Origin of the sequence: Sphingobacterium shayense (genome assembly GCF_013179575.1) — a bacterium.
GTDB lineage: Bacteria > Bacteroidota > Bacteroidia > Sphingobacteriales > Sphingobacteriaceae > Sphingobacterium > Sphingobacterium shayense.
The window spans coordinates 1-4,876 of sequence record NZ_JABMCQ010000226.1; the positions used below are offsets into that span (position 1 = coordinate 1).

General features: G+C 41.3%; 3 protein-coding genes. 1 reads left to right on the top strand and 2 read right to left on the bottom strand.

Annotated features, from left to right (window positions below; translation table 11 throughout):
- Nucleotides 1–2,256: hypothetical protein (locus HP439_RS17665; RefSeq protein ID WP_172391655.1), on the top strand; the 2,256-nt coding region annotated here is incomplete at its 5' end.
- 396 nt (nucleotides 2,257–2,652) lie between these two features.
- Here HP439_RS17665 and HP439_RS17670 read toward each other — a convergent pair.
- Nucleotides 2,653–3,453, bottom strand: coding sequence for a DUF4099 domain-containing protein (locus tag HP439_RS17670; RefSeq protein ID WP_172391656.1), 801 nt, complete (start codon nucleotides 3,451–3,453; stop codon nucleotides 2,653–2,655).
- Nucleotides 3,454–3,497: 44 nt separating this feature from the next.
- Nucleotides 3,498–4,739, bottom strand: a complete 1,242-nt coding sequence (locus HP439_RS17675) for an ArdC family protein (RefSeq protein ID WP_172391657.1) — start codon at nucleotides 4,737–4,739, stop codon at nucleotides 3,498–3,500.
- Nucleotides 4,740–4,876: the final 137 nt, after the last annotated feature.

The window sequence follows — 4,876 nt, forward strand, 5'->3', positions numbered from 1 at the left end:
TTAAATCCGTTGAACTTTGACGATCCAATAGAAGAATTGATTGAAGCATTGTTTTTGGAACCACGGAAGCCGATCTTGCTGGTTGATAGTAAAAGCGCACTTCAGATAATTGCAAGACTATATAAAGTTTTATGGCCTAGTCTTCGAAAGAAATTTGCGGCATGTACATTGGCGTTGTCACCTCGAACAGTCAATAATAGGCCATTTGATCTTATGTTTTCAACATCTTATATGCTCACTCGCTTTGCCGATTGGTCAGGAAGACGCATTCAAGGTGGAGAAACGACCAAAAAGTCCGCCCGGCATCGATGGACCAACAAACTGTATGATCGAATTTTTAAAAATTCAGACCCCTCTCTACACGATAGATCCATTCTTTCACTCTTTGATTTTATTTCTGCAGAAGACGAAAGTACCTTGCGATTAAACCTTCTCTGGGAAGAACTATTGGATAAGGCAAAGATCGACGCATCTCCGATAGCAATCTTAGGTTTATTAGACATTATTAACTCTCAACCCGTATTTGCCCCTGAACTGTACAAAGGAGTCGAGCCATATATTCGTCATGCCGTGGATGTTGCTCAGGTAAGGCTCGTACCGAGTGATGCATGGAAATTTTATGCAGGTCTACTTGTTAAACACAAGAAAAAATTGATGGGTAGGCAGTTATTGCTCGACGTCAAATCAGCTTGTACAGTACTCACGCGCAAGGACGCAGATGTCGCTATAGATTTTATAGTTAATTTCGACCAATTTTCGAATCGAGTTCCGTCTGTTTTATTTAGTAGTATAGGAAATGGTCTTACTGATTCTTTGCAAGATTCTGGTATTCAGGTTATAGAAGATGTTCCTCATATTGTCGGTTTGCATTTGTTGGCCACAAGCAGGGAATTTTCCAAGACATTGATGTCGCTAATAGAATCGAATCAAGATCGTATATCGGCATATATTGAAAGATCCTTAAGCGTCGAAAATGCAAAGGCGATTAGTAGAGCAAAGAACAATCTTTTAATCTACATTAACAATAAAGCTCAGAGTGCTATTGTTAGTGCACTATTCGATAATGCCTCTATTGAAATTTATGAACGGGTACTATTAAGGATTGCAGAGAACACAAATTTCGGTATTAGGGAATTCGATCGTACCATACTTGAATCCACAAAGTTACATAACAAAACGGAAGTGTTGTTAGATATTGTCTCAGCTTACAACCATCTCGGACAGGCAAATAGTTTGATGACTAAGATCTTGTTGTTTGATCTGAAACAAATACAGAAATTCATCCAAAATTCTTCATTGGAGAAACCGGTCAGAAATGATGTTCTGTGTGAAGTTATGAATCAAATGTCCATTGAACAGCTGACTATGTTAGCGCACGATAAACGGATTGCTCGTAAAATACTTTCGATTATAGCACCTCTCAAGAGTTGTGATCAAATGAGGATCGCAATATTTATACTTTTAGCCGACGTTCCTTTTCAGGAGGCTATTAATAGGTTTGTTAAATTGCCGCAAACAGTCATAAGTAAGTTACAGGCCGAGGAATTTAAAACTTTGGTAGAAAAGTTAATTAGTAATTTTGATCCGATTATTGCGGAAATATTTTTAAAGAAAATTAGTCCTGATCAAGCAGATTACATTATCCAAATTATTTTCAACCCACAGAATCAGCTGTCAAATGTTGAAATTATCTTTACAACGGTATTGAACATTTCCTCACTTTGGAAAAAACTAATCGTTAAATATATCGATGTCATTAGTGAAGTATTAGCCAATTCGTTAAACAAAAATATTGACATTGAACTTTCAAATGATTGGGCCGAAACATTGAGACTGTCTAGTGATTACGGAAGCAAGCAAAAAGCCGCATTCCATGTATTAAGGTATGTTTATCAGAATCAAATAGTGGATCCTTCTAAACTGCTCATTTCTGCATTTCCAATTGTTTATGATTCGTTTTTAACCGGACGCAATTTTTTTCAGGTCGTTGCATATCTGGCTTTCCCCGACTGGGACAAATGCAAAACTCTTCGCTATGATCTCGTAGCACGCTATTTAGATTCTACTTGGCCGCCTTTAGGCATATTTCAGATTGCTAAAAAGAGCGGAATACTCAAGGAAATTATCTATATTTTAAGTAACTCAAAAAAGGGAATAAAATTTTTAGAACGAGCGTACCAGATAGCTATTACAGAATCTGGTTTACTGGACAAAACCACGATAAAGCGAATTAAAAAGCACGTCGTAAAGAAGTAAAGCATGTAGAATATTATCACAAAGTACATGGTTGGTAATGTTTTGTTTCCTTCATTAAATATGAAATCTTATTCCAAGATGTTAGGAGTTCATGTTACAGTCTCCACATACGTGCTATTATATTGTCGATTAAAGCTGGAATACTATTACTATTTTTTAAAAGAATTTGGGGTAATATGCTTATTCTAAGCATAAAATATTGAAGTAAATTATTCGTGTTTTGGTAGACTTCCCTGTTTTAACTTCTGCTAACCAATCTTTAATTAGAACTGCTTGCGAAGAATTCAGTAATCTTATGATGTGCTTTGAAACCAAGTATTGAGGTCGTAAATCACTGTCAGCTACAGTCCCGCACGGAACTACCATGATCATCAATTGGTTCTGTGCTAACAAAATCTAGTAACTTACATCTGGATCATATCTAGTTTCATCCAAATTATTTCGAGAATTTTCTCGAATTGATGCTTCGCTTTCATGCAGGTTTTTGTCCGAGATAATGCTTTTGGTGACCAGCTCGTTGTAGTTTTTACTAAATCCTTCTGTTTGGCCCAGTATACTACCATGAATATTTTCTAATCCTCGATATGCGATATTAACCGTATGTCCATCACGTTCGGCTGTCAACATCAATCTTTTGCTATTGGATAGGATGCCTTTAGACTCCGTTGCGCTGTACTGGATATCTATTCCATTTTCTAGGTGCACTACTTTTCCATTTCGGAAATCATCTTTTTGATAGGCAGAAAGTAAAAAGCCGTTAACCATCAAAGGGACCTCTACTTTACTGGGATCTAAAGTAACGAATTCTTTTACGTGTGGATCGTATGCGATCAGCACGCGTTTGGTTTTCTTATCGGTAATAACAGCGTCGATCGCGATCACGTTTTGCTCTCCTGAAATAAGCTGCTGAGTTTGTTTTTCGCTCAATAAGGGGTGTAGCTGGGGCCCTTTATAGATCGGATGAAGCTGCAATATGACTTCTCCCGAGGACTTACGAAGCACAGAAAGTTTGACGTTTAAGTGCCGAAATTTAAGGCCACCGAGTTCAATATCCGTAAGATCGAGCATATCGGTACGCCGACCGGCGTATAGCGCGTCTACGTTATCGGCAGATAACGCTATACCTCCATTAGCGTAGAGACCCAATTTTTCTAAATCTCGAACGGGTAGTTCTCTTGGATTGTTTTGCTTTTTCATAATAAAAAAAATTAGAAGATTATGGTTGTTGTAATCCAGTACGCTTATCGGCTTATATCAGGCTGAAAATCGTTGTCATGAGATTCTGTGCGCGCGTTTGCCGTGCTGGATGATGACTGCTCCTGTGCTGTTTGGTTTCTGCCTGCCTCCAGTAAAGTTTGATAAAACGGATCCTGACGGCTGACGGAGATCTCCATGCCACTTGCGAGTTCTTCCAGTCGAATCCGGCCCCGCTTAAGTACACCCGTCATTTTATAGGTCGACCCATTGACAGTGACTTCCTGACCCATAGTCAAATCGTCTGCTGGAAGGAGTGCACGCGGATTCATCGTAACAATTTTGGCTTCGGGCCTTGACGCCGCTATATTCCGACTGTATAGCCGCTCGTAATCCATCACGTAATCGTAGATACGCTCGGCATCTGCGGTAGCGGCCAGTATCTCGGTGGGTGTATCTCGCAGCGTCTTTATCCAGGCATTTACGTAGGCAGTGTGCTGTCCGGGATCGTGACCTATCTTTAGCTCGTGACCGATCAGTAGCGAAGCGATCTCGGCGCGGAGTTCCTCTCGAGCGTACTCCCGAGTACCTATCCTGTTCATAATACGGCGATCTAGTCTCGCGGCATGTCCCGTCCAGTGACCGAGTTCGTGCAGGGCCGTGGCATAATATCGGTCCGGTGAAGAAAATTGGCTGGTGAGCGGGAGCGTTATTTCATCGGCGATGGGATTGTAGTAGGCTTTATTACCCTGGACATGTTGGATTTTTGCGCCTGTTGCGCGCACGAGCCGTTCTGCTCTTTCGATCGGTGTCCAAGCGTGCTCCGCTTGGCGCTCATTTTCAAGAGGCGGCATCCCATTTACCTGCCGGGCGTTAAACACCCAGGCCGTTTTTATAATGGGGTGCTCTAGGGGAACGGTGTATCCTTCGGGCTTTCCCTGCTCGTTTAGCACCTTGTTTCCGGCTTCATCCAGTACAGGCACAAATTCATTGGTTTTACGAAATTGTATGGCTACAGCCTTTTCTCCCTTTCGTACCTGCCAACCTTTACTTTCGGCCTGTTTGTAGGTTACCCAGCGCGGATCCCCGTGATCCGATAACAGGAGTGATAATATGTTAATCCCTTTATAGCGGTTACCTGTCACCGCGTTATAAGGAAGCGCCAGGTAAGCGGGCGCAGTTTCCCAGGGCAGCTGCCATGGAGCGGTGCCCTGTTCCAGCTTTTTGATCAGCTGGTTAGCGATATTTTCATGGAGCTTGTTGGTAGGGTATGAACCGATCTGTTTCATTGGAAATGTGTTTTTGTTAGAAAATTTACTTTTTAGGTAATGCGGTTAGCCGGGCATGAAGGCTATTCATGAAGCGAATAGGACACAGGTATTTTCCTTTATGTTTTATCGAAAGGTGCAGATGCTCTCCTGTAACG